We start from the raw sequence: 19,413 nt of genomic DNA, 5'->3' as shown, positions 1-19,413 counted from the left end.
TCTATTTAATTAACATCATTGATTTCGTGAGTATGACTTCTCCGGCAGTAAGGCGATAGATATACATTCCGCTTGCTAGACCAGCAGCCTCAAAGGTAATCTGATGATATCCGCTTTCAAGCTCACTGTTATATATTTCCGATATGAACTTTCCGGTAACATCATAAATCTTCAGAGTTACGGGAGTTTTTTCCAATCCTGCTGGTAGGGAAAAACGGATAGTAGTTGACGGATTGAAGGGGTTCGGATAATTCTGTTCAAGCGAGAAAACGGATGGAAGTCCGGCTTCCAAAACAACCTCACTGCTGTAGTTAAATGAGCCATCATAGTCAATCTGACGCAGACGGTATTTCACTAATCCCGTGCGGATAGTTTCATCCGTAAACTCATAAAAGCGCTGCTCAGCGGTATATCCTGCTCCGGCTACAAATCCTATGGTATTCCATGAACCGGTATACACTTCAATATCCCACCCTTTATTGCCGGTTTCCGAGGCAGTAACCCATCTGAGCATGGTTTTGCCATTCTGATTTGCCGCGGTGAATGAAGTGAGTTCTACCGGAATCTGATTAAAGATATCACCAAGCGTATGCCAGGAAAAACTATTAATTCCGGTGACTTCATAATAATTATACTGAGTATCCCGGATTCCGCTTGCCAGCTGCCATCCGGTCTGTCCGTCTTCTGAACTGAATAATACCAGATTACTCTCCGGAATTGCGTTAAGTTCCGCATCGGCATAGGAAAATCGCAGTACAGCATTAAGGCCTGTGTTATTCACCGGAACTATCCGGTATACACGCTTAATGCCCTGATGGTTATTGCCTGTTCTTGCATCGTGATAACGCTCAATAAGAGTTGAACCAAGATTTGCTGAAGAAGTAATAATTGCTCCAAGACCGCCCGGATTACTGCCTGAGGGTGCATTCAAAGTTCTAATGGTAACTATTTTTCCGGAACTGCCGCTAACTACCGCGTTGCCAAATTCTTCAAGCTCAGCATCGGGACCAAGAGTCAGGGTTTTTCCGTTCAGAAGAAGATTACCCTTTTCAATAGTCACCTCACCGTTAATGGTTCGGTCAGCATGCAGGGTAACACCCGCCTCATTAATGACGCGCAGATGTCTCGGACCTCCGGTAGAAGGGAATTCCACATCCGAAGTAGTAACCGGAGTATCTCCTTCATAGGATAACCGGACATTATTGCCATAAGTAAGCTGATTCGCGCCGGGAATGATACTCCCTTTACTGATAGTTACCCACTCCTCTACAAGTACATTTCCGCTCAGAGTAACTCCGGAAGTATTCTCAATATATATACCTCCAACCGTATCCTGCATCAGTGAACCCGTCACCTGAGGAACCGTTCCCATAAAACCGTAATAACCGCGCGGGCTGAAATTAATGGCACCAAGTGTGGTAAGATTACCGTTAAATCCGTCAGGATGACTGGTAATCACACCTCCGAAATCACCGACAGTAAACGCACCATTTCCTGCGATCAGTGAAGAGCCAAGATTTGCAACGCCGGCACTGTCAACCGTTATAGGAAGACCGCCGCCGCCAAACGTTACATTTGTCAGAGAAATATTCTGGAACTCTTCACCAGCAATAACGAACTTTGCTCCTGCAGGATTTGAGTTCTGTGTTTCTACATTCGTTAATGTTAAATCACCATGCAGATACCATGTCGTTGTACCGGTACCTGCCTGTGAGCCTCTTGTAATAGAGAAATTTCCGGCAATAGCCGTGATGTTGCCAAAATGATGGACAATAATAGTTGTGTTGCCGTTTCCTGTTCCGTGTGTCGCGAAATTGCCGCCGTTATGATATATATCACCGTTTATTGTAAACTCAGCCGTTGATCCGGTTGTCGGGCCCGCGAAATACCATCTGCCTGTTCCGGTGTTGTTGATGATAATATCACCCGTGATAGTCACGTTATTCCAGCCCATATTCAGATTTGCGGTCTGTCCGGGATTATCCCAGATAATTCTCGAGAAACTCTGAATTCTGTTACCCGGCGCAGTACCGGTAATACCTGTGAACTTTGCCAGAGAACCGGTCTGCCAGGTTGACATAGGAAGTGTACCAGCATTTCTTGCATGTTCATAGGTGGCTGAAGGTGTAAATGTCACCGAGCCTGAATCACCAACAGTAATTACTCCGTTTCCCTCCACTTTTGTATATCCTGAAATCAGAATTGCAGCGACTCCGGTAGATACCGTGTCTTTCACGGTAATGTTTTCAGAACCGGCAGGTGCCGCGGCGGCAGGAACCCACGCTGTTCCATTATATATTTCCCATGTAGCGGCGCTTCCCCACTGCCCGGTCAGGGCTGAGCGGTAATCTCCCGCAGACTGAGCGTACAGCACCCCGAGGGGTGCTGTACTGCTGAGAATGACTACGAGAAAATAGATGATCTGTTTCATAACTATTTTCCTTTGTAATTATTTAATAAGAATCATTTTCTTAACCTGCGAGAACGATCCGGCGCTCATTTTATAGTAATATACACCGTTGCTCATATTATGCAGATTAACGTTAACCGAATGGAAACCTGCTTCTTTGGTTTCATTAAGGAGAATCATTACTTCATTTCCAAGTATATCATACAGCGTAATGGTTACTTTTGAAACCTCTGGTAATTGGAATTCAACGGTAGTTGACGGATTAAACGGATTAGGATAGTTCTGGCTGAGTCCGTAAACTGCCGGAACGCCAAAATCCGCCTCTGCTGAAGGACCGTAGGAGAATGTTCCGTCAAAATCAATCTGCTTCAGGCGATAGGTATATTTACCCGAGAGGCGGGTGTTGTCTGAGAATGAATAGTTCTTTACCACCGCACTGTTGCCTGATCCTGGAACAAATCCGATTTTTTCCCATGAACTGTTCAGCTTTGAGGCAAGACGTTCAACTTCGAATCCTTTGTTATTGGTTTCTGAAGCGGTTGACCAGCGGAGTGATGCACGGTTGTTGCTTACCGATACTGCAAATGAAGTCAGTTCCACCGGTATTGGCAGGGCTGAATCAGCAAGAGTAAAATACGCAAATGTGTTTACCCCGCTTACTTCAACATAATTATTATTCGTATCAACTGTTCCGCCAACAGGTATCCATGAATTCGCTAGTCCTGTTTCAGATCTGAAAACAATCAGATTTCGTTCGGTAAGTCCGGTTAGCTCAGACTGATCATAATAAAAACGGAGTGTGGCATTTAATCCGGTATTATTTGACGGAGCAATCCGGTATGAGCGAAATACACTGCTGTTATTATTACCTGTTTTTGGGGCCTGATAACGCTCAAACTGTGTAACCCCGGGATTTGCTGCGGAGGTAACAACCGCGCCAAGTCCGGCTGCGTTTAGGGCTGACGGTGCATTAAGATCTCTGCTCGCGAAGAGTCCTCCTTCGAGACCTTTTACCGTTGTTCCCGCTGCTTCATGGAGTGCACCTGTTGTTCCGAACTGAACATTCTTGCCGTTCAGATTCAAAAATCCGCTCATAATTTTCAGAGTGTCGGTAACCGCAACATCAGCGCTGAGTGATACCCCTGCTCCGTTATCGAGAACAAGATTTTTTACCGTGGCGGGGAGCAGCAATCCGGTAATCTGACCGGCTGTGCCGTTATATATATAGGTAGCTTCAGTACTGAGTGTCTTGGTTCCTGTGGTCAGAAGATTTTCATCAATACCAAGCGCCATGCTGGATCCCAGTGCTGCTGTTGCATTAACGGTAAAAAGTCCGCTGCTTCCGATTACAGAATTGCCAAGATGCAGAGTTGCGCCTGAATCAACAATAACCGGCATTCCTCCGGTAAAGGTGATATTAGAAAGTGTCAGATACTGGGGGTTAGTTCCGCTGAATCTGAAGCGCGCACCCAGTGCATTGGAGTTCTGTGTGGCAGCGTTGGACATAGTAAAATTTCCATTGTGCAGTATCCAGTCAGAAGTTCCGGTGCCCCCCTGCGATCCGCGTGCAATAGAAAGGTTTCCGCCGGTAACAATGATATCACCGTAATGGTCAATAATGATTGTCGTACCGCCGTTTCCTGTACCGTTGGTGGTCAGATTTCCGGCAAGAAGATATACATCGCCCATGATGGTCACTGTAGCGGAAGTGTTTGTGGTCGGAGCACAAAACTGCCAGCGGCCTGTATTGGTATTCACAACCGTTATATCACCACCGATGGTATTTCCGTTCCATCCAAGATTCAGGTTGCCTGTCTGCGCAGGACAATCCCAGATAATATTATAAAAATTCTGATTGCCGTTTGACGGTGAATTCGCAGTAATACCCGTCAGTTTCAGCGTTGAGCCATTATTCCAGACAGATACAGGAATGGAGCCGGCATTTTGATTATGTTCATACACACCCGTTGAGGCAAAAGCAAGCACTGCATCAGTTGAAAGAGAAACAGAGAATGGTCCGGGGGATGCTATTGCTGTGCCGGTTACTTTGAGAGTACCGCGAACTTCTGCATCCGGGGTGGTTGGTCCGTTAGCTATGGTAAGAACAACCGGTGAACCCTCTACAACTACTACAGCGGTGGTGTCAATCAGCAGCTGATCAACGATCACACTTGATACAACGTTAATGCTGTGACCGGGACGGACATATATACCAGCGCTTGCTGAGTCAGGTGAACGGGTTGCAGCTATCCAGGAATTGCCGTCAGATGAAGATTCCCATGTTGCAGCATTATTCCATGTACCTGACGTAACGCTTCTGAAAAAATCACCCGGCAGAGATCCGCCAATAATTGTCTGCAGGCCGCCAGCGAAAGCTGTACCCGTTGCGGTACCCGACGCAAATGTAAGATTTGAACCGGTGATTGCAGCAACTCCGATTGTATTTCCTGAAACAGCATTTGCCGGAACATTTACCGTAATCCAGAAATATCCTGTTGCTCCCGCAGTAATTGTCAGTGTAAGATTTGAGAAACTCCAGCTCCGTACGGTAGGAACAATGGATGTCCCTAACTGCGATGCGGTTGCAAAGTCATCCGTTGTATTGTAGAACAGAGAAAAGGCTGACCAGTCACCTCCCGCAAACGTTCCTGTTGTGTTAAATGTTACTGAAGTGAGCTGTGCATTTGCTGTTGTCACTGCAAGTGTAAAACGGTATATCATGTTTCTCTCAGAACTGATATTTATCGAACCAGCGGGGACGGCAGGATCAGTACTTGCGAGTGTGATTACCGGAGCAGCAGCAGAGGTCGTAAACGACACCTCATTGCCATATGCTGTACCGGCAGAATTAGTAGCGTATGCTCTCACATAATACATTGTGGAAGCTGTCAGACCGGTTAATGTGCTCGTGAATGAGCCCGTTCCTGTACCGTCTTCAGTCTTGTTATCAGCAGTAGTCGGATTCTGGTTTGTACTCCAGACCACACCGCGCGCGGTAACTGATGCGCTGCCTGAATCAGTAACTGTTCCGCCGCCGCCGGCCGATGTTGCTGTAACATCAGTTATGGAACCTGTTGTAACCGTTGGAGCCGTACCTGAGGCTGGTATATCCTGAATCAGCAGGTTATCAATTGAATAAGTTCCGCTGCCGCCGCCGATTCTGATTTCAAAATCTTCCATTACAGCGGCTGCTGTGGTGGCATCCACATCATTAAGTTCCCGAACATTGCCGACAAATAAATCATACTTATTGCTTGCAACCGTATCAGTGCTGCCGCCGGGAGCAGTATAGATCTTACTCTCCGTACCTCTGTTTAATATCCAGGTGATTTTCTGCGTTGAGTTAAATGATGAGGTAGATGAAGTACCGGTTGCCGAAACCGCCCACGCACCGGGTGTGCCGGTCGGGCTTTTCGGACCGATGTAAAACCGGGCATATTTATCAGCAAGAGCAGGTTCAACATTCGAATTGGTAAAGTTCTGGCCAATCATAACCTGAATAGCCGTGTTTGATGTTCCGCTGGTCGTATCTGCATTGAAGTCAAAACTGACCATCACCGCAGAAGGCGGTCCGCTAAAATTATCATTTTTAACCACATAGATCGTTCCGCTGCCAACGCGTTTCATCCGCATAACACCGTCACCGGTGATGGAGATATTCGCGGCAATATTATTGGTGGATAAAAATGTAAACTTCTGCGGAACCGGAAGTGTGCTGCTGACGTAATTGGTATCAACCGTTACGCCGGCATTACTGATAATTGTTCCGCCCCCCTCATTTCCCGCAGTCAGTGCCTGCGTGAAATCTATCTGCATATACTGCGCCTGTGCGTTAAAGCTCAGCGCTGTAATCATCAGCAGAAGGGTGCTGAGTTGTAGAAGTCGTTTCATGGGAACTCCTTACTTATTGTTTGTTATGAGTTATATATCTGAAAAATTACCGTATGAGAGTCATTTTACGGGTCTGGACAAATTCATCGGAACGGAGCTGATAAAAATAGATACCGCTTGCAAGCAGCGCTCCATCCGCAAAATCAATTTCATAATATCCCGCCCCTTTTTCTTCGTCAAAGAGCGTTTTTACTTCCCTGCCAAGCGAATCATATATTTTAAGTGACACTTTTCTTTCGGTATTCCCGCTCTCAGGGATCTCAAACTTTATTTTTGTTGCAGGATTAAACGGATTAGGGAAATTCTGATGAAGCTGATAAGAACCAGGTTTACCGATATCGGCTTTTACTTCCTTCAGGTACACCGAAGTTCCGTCGAAATCAATCTGCCTCAGGCGGTACCAAAGAATTTGTGCACCGGCAGAAGAAGCATCATCTGTCCATGTATAAACAGAGCGGTAAGTTACTGTCCCCTTACCAGGGACGTATCCTATTTTCTCCCACCCGCTATTTTCTGTTTTTCGTTCAATGTAAAAACCACGGTTATTTGTTTCGGTAGCCGTTATCCATTCCAGATTCACTTTTTTCCCGGAAACAGATGCAGTGAATGATGTAAGTTCAACAGGAATAGTGCTGTCAATACCAGTTCTGAAAGACCATACTTCTCCGCGTACCGTATCAAACTGGCTGACTGCATCCGCTCTCCAGTAGTAGATTGTGGTATCTTCCACGCCGGGAGGCACAAAACTGTTTCCTGTAACGGTGGTAATATATGGCGGCGGATTAACTGTTCCGAAATAGATGTGATGTGAGGCCGCTCTTCTGCCCGGCACAAAACTGAGCTGCAGATTATTCCTCATCACTCCGGTTTTTCTTCTTTCCGGCTTGGGGAATTCAGCATTGGGCAGTACCCGCGGAAAATTTGCTTCCGGATTCCATACCGCCGGCGCGGTGGAAAAAGTCCACTCAGCTGTTATCTGTTCGGGGAGAGGCGAACCAGCTGCAGAGTCAAGATTATCGCTATGCCATGGGTAATCTCCCGAATCGCGGTGGTTATTAAAATAATAGTATCGCTGCCCCCACTGCAGGGTTATAGGCGGATTGGACGCAGCGAAGAAAATCGGCTGATTCTTCATCGCGGAAGAGAATGAGTTATCAAGCAGGAAGAACTGTGCCTCCTGATGATGACGGCCAAGAGCAAAATTGGGAACCCCCTCAAACCGGGAATTCCGGATCACAAACTTTGCATTCTGGCTTGAACTGCCGTCATGCCAGATGCTCGCGCTGGCGGATGCACTGCGCTGATAAAAACGGCTGTCGCTTATATATGACCATCCCCGGGGGCAGACAAAATCCACATATCCCTCAAAGTAACAGTTATAGTGATAAGATTTCCCGGTGGCAGCATTCCATAATGAATGTGTATCACCCCCGTCAGCTTTAATATCGCAGTTAATAATGCTTATTCTGTCAGCAGAGGCGCCCCGGATGGCAAACTGATGGTCAGTGCTTCCGTATAACGAACCGTAGTTATTATATATGGTCAGATTGGCAAGCGTGAGATTGGTTACGCCATTATTAATATTCACCGTGGCTGCACCCCAGTCGCTTCCCCCGCTGGTGGTGTGCCAGAGGGAGCGGAGTTCAGCATAGATAATCCTGCTTTCATAACGGTCTTCCCCAACCAGAGTGATATTGCTGTTGGATATATAAATTTTTTCGTTATAAGTTCCTTTTTTAACAAGGATAACTTTCATGACGCTGTTGTTGGCAGGTCTTGAGTTAATCGCTTCCTGTATGGTTGTGAAATTACCCGTACCGTCCTCAGAAACAATAATATCGGCAGCCTGCTGTGCGTTCGGTATCATACCCGCACCGGAAACTGTGACTGACTGTGCCGGAGCCGATCCCCCGGTGTGGGTGATTTCTCCCGCATAAGATACAAGAGCAGAAGCCATGAACCTGACATATACCGTTGTTACCGCCAGGGAGCCGTCGCTGTAAGGAAGATTTACTGATGAGGAAAACCCGCTGCCGGAAGCCAGGGATATCTGATACCCGGCCGGAGCGTTCATTGTTATCACCCCTGAGGATGGTGAAAGCGTTGCGGCTGATACCGTATAGCTCTTTTCCGGTGAATATATACCAACACCTACATTTCCAAACGCAAGATCAGCAGGGTTAAGCGTGATAGTCGGCACCGCGAGCGTTGTCTGCGATCCTGTGCTCTGCGCTGCAATGAGGTAATTAGCGGAATTTCCGGTTCCTTCATTATACTCAAACAATGCAAAGTGATAAAGCACATTGCTTGAAAGTCCCGTTACGGTAACCTGCCCGCCCGGTCCGTTATAAATAACCTTATTGCCGTTGCCTTTATCTTCCGCGCTAAGATAATTGCTGCTAACACCGGTGATAATGGTTCCGTCTGCGGGAACCCAAGACACAGCCGAATCTTTTCTTACCGCAATAACCCGCTTTGCACCGTTTCCGCCAGAAAAATTTACAACGATTGAGTTGCCCATTACCTCACCAAAAGTAATGGCAGACTGCACGGTTGGTTCCTGCGCAATGGCAATACCGCCGGCCTGAACAGTTTTAGTTCCGGCATTTGAGCTTGAATGAGTTATAAATCCGCTGACTGTCCCGGCTGCAGATGCCGGAGAAAATCTTGCATAAACCGGAGTTCCGCTGAGCACACCGCCGCTCTGCTGCAGGATGAGACTTTCAGCGAAATTCAGGTTATCACTGCTGACCTGAAAATGTACCGGAGCAGTCACGCTGACATCACCGGTGAGCGCGCTTCCGGATACCGTATATACCGCTGATGCTGAATTCGTGCCGGCAACTACCGCGCCGAACAGCGGCAGTGAAGCCGGTGTCACCTGAATAACCGACGCGCCTGCCGTGGTTCCCTGCACAGTTACATCCTGCGGACACACATATTTCCCGGTGGAGGCCGAAGTGTACCAGGGGTATATTCTCAGATAGAGCGTTTCTCCATCATAGATGGTCTGCTGAACTGAATAGTCCGGGGCAGGGGAAATAAAGGAACCGCTCGGAAGCACTAAAGGTGATGCGTTCAGCAGTGTTGAAGAGTCAAAAGTTGAATCGGATGCTATTCTGATATTGGCCCGCATATTTCCGCCGCCTGCGGCGCCGATCTTCATTGAAATGCCTGTAACGGTGAAATTCTGTCCGGCAGCGGGACTGACGGCAAACTGTATATATCTCTCACTGACCTGCCCGGTTTCGCCCGGCCAGCTTCCGTTGGTGGTAGTCACTCTCTGGCTGGAGTTAGGACCGGTATAATTATTAATAACCAATCCGGAAAAACTTTCATTCCGGGCGGTAACAGCACCGGTTATTACCGGTACTCCGCCCGAAGTGCTTGTAAGCGGATATACAACTGATGCACTTTGCGCAGCGGTCTGACCTGCACCCAGGAATACTAACGCTGCTGTTAATAACCGTAATTTCATTATTGCCTCGCTTCTCCTGAGCTTATGCTCTGTATCGGATCAGATTTCATTAAAAATAAAAAGCCAGTGAAAGACGGTTTACGCTGTTGAATACTTCAAAACGGCTGTAAGAATAATCCACTTCTACATCGTAGTCATACAGTTGGTATCTGAAACCCGCTCCGCCTGACCATGAGGCCAGATCACGGTTTGACTGATATCCTGCCCTGAGTGCAAACATCTCCTTAAACAGATACTCAACTCCGGCGTTCACTCTCTCAGAATAATTGTTCTGGTGAAGAAAGTCCGTTGTAAGAAAAAGCAGATCACTGCTCTTCTCATCGATAAATTCCATTAAATTGATTGATCCTCCAAGGGCAAATATCAACGGAAGCTGTTCGTCTATCTCCTCCCGCTTGATATTTGATGCAAAGTTTCTGATTGACATGCCAAAAGAGAATCCCTTAAAGGAAGTCTTATAGCGCACACCCAGATCAAAAACCAGTTTTGCTGCATCGTTATCTTTCATCCCCGCCTCAACCAGACTTGAACCAAGAGACTGCCCTGCGTATTTAACCGTACCGCCGGCAGAGAATTCCTTTGATATCTCCTTAGCATATGATATTCCGATTGCATAGGCCCCGATATTGCTCAGATTTCCGTTGTCTTTATATCCAAGGGGATACAGATTACTTTCAGCAGCAGTAAGCAGACTGGTTCCGATTATCGTGCCGTAATCAACCGTCAGGAGATTAACGCCCAGAACACCATAATTGCCCAGATTCCATGCCGCGCCGCCGCTCAGATAGTTGATATCAGCTATCCATCCGGTATAATGAACCGACGCACCGAACTCAGTGGTCATGCCGGCGAGCCCTGCCGGATTATACCACATGCCGTCAACACCGTTTACATGCGATGTATACGCATCGCCCAGGGCTGCTGCACGAGGGGAGGTGCTGACCAGAAGAAAATTCATGGTACTCTGTGCCACCTTGTTCAGAGCAACCTGGCTGTTAACCTCCTCAGCGGGTGAGAGAATCAGTAAGAATAAAAGCAGTACTGCAGATTTTTTCATAATCGTCTCCTTTCTTACCTTACCACCACAAATTTATGATAGGCAGTGGCACCGTCCGGCCGCTGAAACACCGCTATATATACACCGCTGCTGATTACCTGCTGCGATGCGGTAATCATATCCCAGGTAAGAGATCCCGCGCGTTCCGGGCTGTCATGATTGATGGTTTGCACCAGATCGCCGTTCTCCGTATAGATTTTTATAGTAACCTTCTGCGGCAGGTTAAAAAAGTTGATGCCGCGCTGATCCGTGTAGCCATACACTTTCAGCAGGGGGTCATTAATATTGTAGGGATTCGGCACAATGCGGATCCGGCTCATATCATCGGTTGAAAAGCGGGGGGGATTGATAAAGGATACATTTGGAATATACGATCTTCCGCTGTACATCATTTTACCGCGGGTGGTCGGATCAGCCAGGGGGTCATTCGCGGCGATGAGTGCCTTTGTCTGTATATAATAGTAATACTGAGCGCCCGGCACTACCTGCTGGTCTTTGTAAATATGCTCAGATGCCTTATCCGACGCGTCTGAGTTGTATATCTCCTGATAAAAGATGGTATCAGTGTTTGACACGCGGCGCATAATCAGATAACCCGCGAAATCCCCTCTTGCCTCACCTTCTGCATTCCGCCAGCGAAGCTCAACACCATCACCATATCCGGTAACGCTGAAGTGTGACGGAGGCGGAGGCGCCTGTGGGATCTGATAGTTATTCATGAAATTCCATTTTGCTCTCCATGCACTCAGCATCACAGAGTCGCGCCCCATGCTGATCCACCGGGCTTTCATCTTATCCATTTCCGTTGCATCTGAAGGAAATGCAAAGTTTGAGGGAAGCCATCCGGTATTCGCGTCCGGCATATTGGGCGGGTTGGTAAGAGTTCCGGCCAACCATTTCTCTCCGATCTCTTTTGCTGCCTGCGCGCCAATGCCGGCTATGCCGACTGCATATACAAAGCGGAGTTTTTCTCCCGGCGCGAGTGTATACGGGCCAAAACTGCTGAAATTCTTTGAGTTAACTGCCTGAACCGTTCCGGCAGGAAACGCTGAAAAATCGGGGCTTCCCTGTTCGTCATTCATTATGCCGTGATGCGTACCGGGATGCGTGCCGGGTCTTGGGTATTTATCCGAATACCCTCCGCGCATTGCCCAGTAGTTTTTACTTCCGTATGGATCTTCTCCACTGCCGGGGCTGGGGATTCTTGTTTCAGTTCCTATATACGTTATTCTCGGCTGAAGAGGATCATCAGAATCAGAACTGATGTTTGTATACGGAACTGCTGAGGCATGCAGTATGGTATAAAACGAATAATTTGTATTCAGCAGCCTGCCTTTCTGGCTTAATGCAGGCGCTCCCATATTGTCTCCGGGTGTTGCCGGATCATCTGCGTTATAAAAATAAAATACCCGGAGTGAATCTCCCGGCCTTGCACCGTAATAATTCTGCCATACATACTGGTAATTCGGCCGTTCACTCACCGGGGGAGAAGGATTGCTTCCGTATGAATAGTAGTTGTTTGCCATTCCCTGCGACATCCCAAAGTAAAAATTATGAAGGGTATCAAGCCGCACTCCGCCTCCGGGCAAGTCAACTCCGGTATTCGTGAGTTCAACTTCAACAATAACATAATTGTCGTTATAGGTCTGGCTCCAGGCCCTTACAGTTCGTTTTACTTCAACACCGAGAACATTCTTGTTTGACGCCGATACAATCTGATCAAAAGTACCGGTAGTAAACTGAGAAGGATCATAGTTGGTGAACATCGGAATGGTGACCGGATTTCCATTTATAGTCTGCTCCGGATATTTATAGCGTATATAACTTGTAATGGGAACGGTAACCTTTCCGGCAGGATAAAAATCATTTTTCGGACCGAATATTGCCGCCGGATAGAGTGAGTCATCAGGAGCCCGCCAGTTAGTGGCCGCCAGTCTGAATCCTCCTCCGAAATAGTTATCCGACTGCTGTCCGCGGTATTGCAGTATATCAAAGTCGTTCGGGAAAAAGCCTGCCCTGAAGTCAAATGTCCCCTGATCACCGTTGGCAACCATACCGCCCCAGAGCCGTCCGGTTTTAATCAGTGCAGTTGCAAGTTCGGGGGTCTGTGAGTATAACAGCGGTGCAGAAAATAAAAAAACGATAAGTACCAGCACTTGCACTTTGCGTATACATTCTGTCAAAATCATTGCAGTCCTGTTTCTTGTAGTCTTTCCGGTAATTTCATTGTTCCTTTTCATCAGAAATCCACCTTCATGCCAAACCAGATATCCCGCGGACGGCCATAGATAAAGTAACTGTAATCAGGATCATTGATGTAAGGTTTTGCTTCTGAGCGGAGATCCCCGACCTTGTCTTCCCCCGCGATATAATATCCGGGATTCTGCGCACGCAGATTATCAAACTCAGCCGATGCATATTCAGGAAGCCGCAGTGAGGCAAGATAGTTCTTTGTGTCCGCCCACTCCGTAAAGTTACCCGCATCAACATTGTTTCTGCGGAATGCATATCCGCGGCTGAGCAGACTAACTTTATTATTCAGCAGATTGCTCACATCAACGTATAAAGAAACCGCAATGCCGCTAACCCGTAAACTTTTGCTCAGTTTCATATTCAGCATCATATAATCGGGCCACTGCATATTGCTGTTCAGATGCTGCTTGTTTAACGGATTCCAGGTGAAATAGTCTCCGGTCTTCCATTCAAAGAAGAATGTTGTGCTCCATCGTGAAAGAAGATAGTTAAGCACGGGATTGCTTTCATATATATTATCCGGCAGATTAAAAGTGAGATTTGCGTTAAACTGGGGCTGAGGCAGGAAACGGCTTTCATTTCCTGCATACAGCCCAGCCTGATCATCATTCAGCGTCACATCGGAAATGAGCTGACGACCGGTATATCCGGATTTCTTTAGCATATAATTGAAATTGACCCATCCGGTGATCCAGCTGTTATCGCTTTTTGTGATGTTTACCTCAACACCCTGAATATCCTGATAATTGTTATTTTCCCAGAAATCGTAATCAATACTGCCCGTGTTATTCCGGTAATTCACATCTCCGTTCTGCCCTGTTATATCCTTATAATAACCGGATAGATTTAGCAGATAACTATTCAGAAAACTGTATGTAGTTCCAAGTTCATACGAAACAGTTTTTGGTGGTTCCAGATTCGGATTGGACATATCATACATACCGTTTTTGTCATACCGGTAACGGATCAGGAACATTGAGTAATACGGAGGATTTGATCTGAAATGACCATAGTTAAAATAAAACTTTGCGTTCTCAGTCACGGGAAATGAAAGTCCAAGACGCGGGCTGAGTGCAAGATGATTCTTCACCGGCTGTAAAAATCCCGGGTTCTGACGGTCATATTCTTCCCACTTTTCCCAGATGAGTGAACGCCCTGAGGCAAGAGCAGCATAAAAGGAATCCGTTGCCGCACCCGGATCCCGCGGTGCACCGCCAAACGCGGAAGTAAATGCAAACGCAAACGGATCACCTGACGGCCATTTGCCTCCTCCCCCATAAAAATAGTCTGCTCTGAGTCCCACATTTGCGATTACCCCCTCATAGGTAATCTGATCCTGCAAATATATACCAGTCTGGCTTGGTATCCTGCGGTAATTAAATTCATAGGTGTTATAGGGACCTGTGCGGTTCCACTTCATCCAGAGTTTATGATCAATATCAAACCGGTTGTACTCTACTCCCCCCTTCACATAATTATGATCACCAATCTGCGTCACCATGTCAAACTTCACCCTCTGCTGCTGAGTGTGCACGTTGGTATAAAGATCTCCTTCTTTACCACGGAATCTTCTGCTCACTCCGGGGAGTGCGTCATAATTCGGATACAGATAATTGATGGTATCTGCTCCTGATATATAGATTATCCGGTTATTAGGCGCGAACTGCAGTTTTCCATAAGGCATTTCAGTTACGGGGAAGGGCCCAAACGCTGTTAACACCTGAGGACTGCGGTTATCACCCGTTGGTGAATGGTCTTTTATGGAAAGATAACTTGCACCTAATTCCCAAAATGTCCGGGGGTTTATTACATGATTCAGCGCGAATCCGCCCATGATGGTTGTCTGGTCAAGCATAGGAAACATCGGCGGCGTGTACCAGTAATTAACACCTCCATCCAGATTCGAAAGTCTTGAGAAATACCGCAGGTTATCCTCCGTCATAAAACCCCCTTCCCTTGTTGCATCGGGGAAATCACCGAAGGCAGGCTTAATGGGACTGACACCCCTCTGCCGTTTCCACAGTCCGTTGATTGTTACCGTAAATGAAGGGTCTGGATTGGATTTCATCGAAAGAAGAGTTACATGTGACTGCTGGCTTTTTCTGCTCGTCGGAATCAGGTATGCGGTCTCTTTAGTATTATGTGATATATAGAACGTCAGATCACCAAGCATACTGCTTGCAAAAGGAAATGGTCCGCCAAATCCGAAGTCTATGTTATAATCGGTTCCCTCTTCATCCCAGGCATGCTCCTGGAATAATTGTTTTTGTTTGTCGGTCAATTCATAAAACCCGATTGCGGTTTTCACACTGTCCGGCAGGCGTTTAAGGCCTTCATAATCAGGAAGAGCCATGTGCATCCATGATGCCAGATAGTAATAATCCATTGCCGAAGCCCTGCGTGCCGGATTGGTCTGATTGAATACATTGGCTGCATTAATCCAGCCGTCAAACCGGTCATGCTGCTGATATATATAAGGGTCATTTTCCTTCCAGGCGCGGTCTGTCCCGTAAAATCCGGCCCCTGCGTCAAGATAAGGACGCAGGGCGGGGCTCAGCGGATCCTTCATCAGCGGTCCAAATCTCTTAACCCTCGGAATGTTTTGTGAGACCGAGATAGTCCCCTGATATTTTGAACGTGAACCTGATTTCGTTGTAATATTTATAAGACCTGACCTGAAATTGCCATACTCCGCATTAAAACCGCCGGAAAGCAATGATACCTGTTCTATGGAACTGAGAGGAACTGATGTTTCTGCATTCCCGGTAGCTGCATTGTTATATGCCATGCCGTTTACAAAGGTACCGGTCTGATCAGCCGAGCCGCCTCTGATTTGAAGAAAACCATTCTCTACCGATACTCCGGGCTGTTTTTCCAGAAATGATGAAACTTCACGCATAGCGGTTGTATTTTCAAGCTGATCTGCCGTTATTACCGTTATTGTATTTGCAACTTCAGTGTTCAGGGTGTTTTTCTTGGCTGTGACAACAACTTCTTCACTCTGCAGAACTGCTGAGGAGATTTCAAAATCAACAGTGCTCACTTTATCTGCCGATACCACCACATTAGCCACTGCCCTTTTTGTATATCCTATACTTGAGACCTGAACCGTATAGGTACCAACAGGTACATTAATAATGAAGTACCTTCCGTTAATATCCGTTGCAGCTCCCAGATATGTATCAAGCAGGATAACATTCGCTCCGAAAACCGGCTCACCCGTCTGTGCATCCTTAACTGTCCCCTGAATCTTGCTTCTGGTCTGTGCCAACGAGGTAACTGAAAGCATCATCAGCAAGAAAAAAAGAATCCGTGAGAAACGAACATAGGGCAGAGTGTTCATATACCTCTCCTTTACATTGAGTAAGGATGTTGTGTTACGGTCGTCAGTTGGCTTCATAAAAAATTTTTATTTTGTTTCCGGCATCAGTTCACCGTTAACCACAACCCTGCGGAAAACGGGATTTTGCACAAACTCGATAATGTTTTTCTTTTCTGCATTTTCAAAGACACAGTTTTCCAGCACAAGTCCGGTAATCGGAGCACGTTCATATCCCCGCATCCTGAGTGCATATTTACTTTTTTCACTGGAAAGATTCTTTACAAAGATATTCCTGACGGTCGGGGTAAAATTTCCCGCATCCCCCTCCTCATACTGAAAGTCAACCAGTATGACCGCGTCACTGACCTGCCCCACCTGCACATTGCGCATATAGATATTTTCAATCACGCCGCCCCGCACTGAATTTGTTTTTATTCGGAGAGCGCGTTCAAGATTGGGGCTGTCCATAAGGCAGTTTTGCGCGAACACATTTCTTACACCTCCGGATATTTCACTGCCAATTACCACACCCCCATGTCCCTCTTTCATTTCACATCCCTCAATAATGATGTTTTCACTCGGCACATTAACTCTTCTTCCGTCATTATTGCGGCCGGATTTTATTGCAATGCAGTCATCTCCTGTATCAAAATAACAGTTCTGAATCAGCACATCTTTGGAGGATTCAGGATTACATCCGTCGTTGTTCGGTCCGAGTCCTTCAATCCGGAGCCCGCGAATGGTGATATTGCTGCTCAGAACCGGATTCAGGAACCACATTGGTGAGTTCTTAAAGGTAACGCCTTCTATAAGAATGTTTTTACATTTATACGGCTGAACAAAACTCGGACGGAGATAATATCCCTCACCCATGATTCTTTCTTCAGGAGGGATATTGTTTTCAGCCATGGAAAATAATTTATCTCTCCCCTCTTTCTGGCGCGGCATTCCTTCTTTCCAGCCGTCAACTTTATTGCCTTTCCAGCTCCACCAGTTTTCATTGGCACCCTGCCCGTCAAGCAGCCCTTCTCCGGTAATTGCAATATTTTCCTGCTCATACGCATAGATAAGCGGGGAATAGTTCATGCACTCAACTCCCTCCCAGCGGGTGAATACCAGAGGAAGATACTTTTGCGGATCCGTTGAGAATTGTATAACCGCCCCTTTCTGCACATGCAGATTGACATTACTCTTCAGGTGGATGGCTCCGGTCAGATATATACCGGCAGGAACGACAACTCTTCCTCCGCCGGCGTCTGAGCAGGCGGTTATTGCTTTTGCGAATGCTTCAGTGCAGTCAGTTTTACCGTCACCCGATGCGCCAAAATCCGTAACCGGGAAATCTTTTTCAGGGAAAACGGGCGGAATGATATTCTTCTTAATCTCATCAACTTTAGCCCACTCATCCGGCTGAAGGGTTGCAGCGGTGCAGGAAACAAATGCCGCGGCAATGAGTAATGCAATCGTGGGAAGGAAAGAGTATTTCTTCATGCGAATTCCTTAGTTACTTCAGGAGGAGTAGTTTGATAAATCTGCTGCTGCCCGATCCGCTCAGGCGCGCGTAATAGATCCCGCTTGAGAGCCCGGCAGCGGTATATATCACTTCATGTGTGCCCGCTTCAAATCTGCCGTTTGCAAGTTCAGCAATCCGGCTTCCCGCAAGATCAAATATCTCAAGCCGGTAGTCACCCGCTGAACCGTTGCTGAACCGTATTCGGGTTGAAGGATTAAACGGATTCGGATAATTCTGATACAAAGTAAATTCTCCCGGCATAAAAATCTCTTCTTCCGTGTTAAGGAGCGGACCAGTTTCAAATGCTCCGAGATCAGGCGCCGTACCGTTAAACGCCATACCGACATTTACTCCCGCATCAACAAGGGGGCTGGTTTCCCTGAGCCGGAAAAGCTCTATATACGGTAGGGAACTGTCTGAACCGCGCGGTGAAAGAACAAAGCTGGTATCCAGACTTACAAAATCGGTATCGCGGACGGTAAAGCCCTGCCAGCTGTTCGCTTCAAGCAGCGTTGTTGAGGATAGGATATTTGAACCGGTATAAGCAATATTATTCTTCAGAATGTGCTGTCCGGAGGCCGGATTCGCCGGAAAAGAAAAATTTCTTGCACCGTTTCTGAATGCCGTGTTGTTATAGAGCGTTACTCCGGCGGTATTATTGTTCTGGTCAAATCCTTTGGATTTATTGTCAAAGGCAACTGAGCGTGTCACCACATGCGGACCCTGTATATAATTACCTCCGAGCTTAAATCCGTTTCCGTCTCCCTGATATCCGGGAATTCCCCAGATATTTATTCCGTTTCTGAAAGCCCAGCAGTTATCGATGATAACCTGATTCTGCCCCTCATAGAGATCCCATCCGTCATCGGCATTCAGCCAAGCACGGCAGCCGTGGAACTCATTCCCGGGCCCGATGGAGAGTTTTGCGGCAAATCCGTCAGCGTTTTCAGCCGCTGTGGCGATATCAACATTTTCGTAAGAATCAACATTGATAATTTTATTGTGGCTTGCCCCCCCGCTTATCTGCAGGCCGGTATCCTCGCACCGGTAAATCCGGCAGTTTTCAACTACGTTGTACCATCCGCTTATATAAATGCCGTTATCCCCTGCTTCCCTGATCTCCAGCCCCTTCACATGCCAGTAATTATGGGAAATCTGAAATCCCCGTGAGGTGGTTGCTGTTGGTTGTGATGAAAAATCAATAACAGGTTTTTCACCGGGATAGGCAAATATCTTAATAGGTTTTCCCGGAGCGCCGGTTTTATTCAGGCGGATGGTGGTAGAATACTCATGAACGCCGCCGCGTATATATATAGTTGTATCGGCTGCCGCAAGCTGAATGGCCCGGGTGATAGTCCTCAGTGGGAGCTCAATTGTGCCGGGATTGGTATCATTACCGTCAACAGCAACATAAAGCTGTGCCCTGCCGGGGATGCTTACCATTAGAAAAAAAATGGCAACAAGTACCGTTACGTTTGTTTTGATCAAA

8 protein-coding genes are annotated in these 19,413 nt (G+C 46.9%); all 8 read right to left on the bottom strand.

Features of this window, described 5'->3' with window-relative positions; genetic code table 11:
• Nucleotide 1: 1 nt before the first annotated feature.
• Nucleotides 2–2,431: a T9SS type A sorting domain-containing protein gene (locus HRU80_07945; GenBank protein QOJ28817.1), complete on the bottom strand. Its 2,430-nt coding sequence runs from the start codon at nucleotides 2,429–2,431 to the stop codon at nucleotides 2–4.
• Between the two features lie 18 nt (nucleotides 2,432–2,449).
• A complete protein-coding gene (locus HRU80_07940) occupies nucleotides 2,450–6,301 on the bottom strand; it encodes a T9SS type A sorting domain-containing protein (protein ID QOJ28816.1) in 3,852 nt (1,283 codons plus the stop codon).
• Nucleotides 6,302–6,347: 46 nt separating this feature from the next.
• Entirely contained in the window at nucleotides 6,348–9,779 is a 3,432-nt protein-coding gene (locus HRU80_07935; GenBank protein QOJ28815.1) for a T9SS type A sorting domain-containing protein, read from the bottom strand.
• Between the two features lie 49 nt (nucleotides 9,780–9,828).
• Complete coding sequence (locus HRU80_07930) at nucleotides 9,829–10,836, bottom strand: PorV/PorQ family protein (GenBank protein ID QOJ28814.1); 1,008 nt, start codon at nucleotides 10,834–10,836, stop codon at nucleotides 9,829–9,831.
• 14 nt (nucleotides 10,837–10,850) lie between these two features.
• Nucleotides 10,851–13,076 (bottom strand): hypothetical protein, encoded by a 2,226-nt coding sequence (locus tag HRU80_07925; protein QOJ28813.1) that lies wholly within the window; start codon nucleotides 13,074–13,076, stop codon nucleotides 10,851–10,853.
• Nucleotides 13,076–16,432 (bottom strand): TonB-dependent receptor, encoded by a 3,357-nt coding sequence (locus HRU80_07920; protein QOJ28812.1) that lies wholly within the window; start codon nucleotides 16,430–16,432, stop codon nucleotides 13,076–13,078. The genes HRU80_07925 and HRU80_07920 overlap by 1 nt, the downstream gene beginning before the upstream one ends.
• Before the next feature lie 66 nt (nucleotides 16,433–16,498).
• Nucleotides 16,499–17,902 carry a glycoside hydrolase family 28 protein gene (locus HRU80_07915; protein QOJ28811.1) on the bottom strand — a complete coding sequence of 468 codons (1,404 nt, stop codon included), beginning with the start codon at nucleotides 17,900–17,902 and terminating at the stop codon, nucleotides 16,499–16,501.
• Between the two features lie 13 nt (nucleotides 17,903–17,915).
• Nucleotides 17,916–19,412: a right-handed parallel beta-helix repeat-containing protein gene (locus tag HRU80_07910; protein QOJ28810.1), complete on the bottom strand. Its 1,497-nt coding sequence runs from the start codon at nucleotides 19,410–19,412 to the stop codon at nucleotides 17,916–17,918.
• Between the last annotated feature and the right edge of the window lies 1 nt (nucleotide 19,413).

The sequence above is a fragment of the Ignavibacteriales bacterium genome (assembly GCA_015709675.1).
Lineage (GTDB): Bacteria > Bacteroidota > Ignavibacteria > Ignavibacteriales > Ignavibacteriaceae > H2-BAC3.
Note: the sequence above shows the minus strand (reverse complement) of the source record. Positions and strands in the feature narration are given on the sequence as shown.